The organism is Streptomyces sp. PU-14G (genome assembly GCF_041028275.1).
Classification (GTDB): Bacteria; Actinomycetota; Actinomycetes; order Streptomycetales; family Streptomycetaceae; genus Streptomyces.
Genome location: NZ_JASKYT010000662.1, coordinates 1 through 1681 on the forward strand (window position 1 = coordinate 1; position 1681 = coordinate 1681).

General features: G+C 73.5%; 2 protein-coding genes. Both read left to right on the forward strand.

All coding sequences use genetic code 11. The annotated features are described in order from the left end of the window. Window positions 1-637, forward strand: a 637-nt coding sequence (locus AB8Z75_RS34490) for an OmpA family protein (protein ID WP_369209023.1), incomplete at its 5' end; no start/stop codon positions are given. Window positions 638-712: 75 nt separating this feature from the next. Then, window positions 713-1585, forward strand: a complete 873-nt coding sequence (locus AB8Z75_RS34495) for a hypothetical protein (protein ID WP_369209025.1) — start codon at window positions 713-715, stop codon at window positions 1583-1585. The last annotated feature ends 96 nt before the right edge of the window (window positions 1586-1681 follow it).

The following is a 1681-nucleotide window of genomic DNA, read 5'->3' on the forward strand; positions in this document are numbered from 1 at the left end:
GACCCCCTCGATCCCGGACATCGCCACGCAGTACCCCACCGACGACCCGACCACCATCCCCACCGGGCAGGCGCCGTCCCTGCCGGGGGAGAAGGGGCCGGGGGACCCGGGATTCAGCGAGCCGCCGGACAACATCGGGGACTCGAAGGCGCCGGTGGAGGTGGACCCGAAGGCGGAGGGACTGCGGCTGGCCGACGGGGCGGAGCTCGCGGAGCCCAAGGTGCTGGACATCAAGTTCGTGACCGAGGACCTGGGCGGCGAGGAGCGCCGCGAGGACAGCACGGTCAAGACGAAGTTCACCCTCCAGGCGGAGGTGCTCTTCCCCAAGGACAGTGCGAAGCTGAACAGCGGGGCGAAGGACCGTATCGAGACGATCGCCGAGGAGGTCGAGAAGCAGGGCAGCACGGAGGTGAACGTCTTCGGCTTCACCGACGACCTCGGCTCCTACGACCACGGCAAGAAGCTCTCCAAGAAGCGGGCCGCCGCCGTGCAGACGGAATTGGCCGCCCTGCTGGGTCCCGATGTCAGCTTCCACGTACGCGGCTACAGCGAGGACTACCCCGTCGCGGACAACGGGACGGAGGAAGGGCGGCGCAAGAACCGCCGTGTGGAGGTCTCCTTCCCGAAGAAGGACTGACGGGTACGCCCTTGCGGCCCGGTCCGCGCGGCCGGACGATGAACGACACCGGCAGCGACGAGGGGACGGTGCGGCGTGGGGAGCGGCAGCGCGGCGGCGGACGCCGATCCGGCGACGGACGCCGATCTGGGGGTGGACGCCGATCCGGCGACGGGCGCCGATCCGGCGACGGGCGCCGATCCGGCGGCGGACGCCGATCCGGCGACGGGCGCCGATCCGGCTTCACGCTCCGGGCCGTTGGCCGGTGAGGTGGGCGCGGAGAGCGCGGAGAGCGGCGCGGGCGGTTGCGTCAGGGGCGGCGGTGGGGGCCCCGCACGTTCTCGGCTGCGCGCCTGGGCCGTCGGCTGGACGGCGGGCGCCGCCCACACGCTCGGTGCGGCCCTGCTGATGGTCACGGAGTTCGTCCGGCCGGACGTGGCGGGGCTCGGCGAGAAGGTGCCGACGGGCGCTGAACTGCCGGGGTACGCGTCGGACTTCCGCCACCTCGTGGACGTCCTGGACGGCCAGTGGTGGTTCAGGGCGGCAGAAGACGTGCGGGACGCCGTCGGTTTCGGCGAGCCGCGTGCCGCACTGTGGGCGGCCGTCTGCGCGGCGCTCGTCGTCCGCCGGAACCCGGAAGGGCCGCCCCGCACCCAGTGTCTCCTGTCCCTCGTGGGCGCCTTCTACTGCGTGGTGGCGGCCCTTTCCGGGCTCCCCTACCTGGCGCTGGCCGGTCCCGCTCTCCCGTTCGTGCTGGTCATCGGCGCGGTGGCACTGGCGGTGGCGACCCCCGGATGGTGGCGGCGGGCCCTGGGACAAGGCGGCAGGCAGCCGGAGCCGGGTACGGGCCCAGTGTCGGGTACGGGCCCAGAGTCGGGTACGGGCCGAGGCGGGCGCTCGACGGATCACTCCGCGGCGTCGGCGGCGCACAGCGTCCGGCTGCCGCCGTCGACCTCCCAGGACCAGTAGCGGGGGTGCGTACCGCTGTCGCCCTTCCGGCACGGGGTGGGCCGGTCGTAGACGCCGGTGATGGTCAGCAGCCGGTCGTAGCGGCCCTCCCCGGCG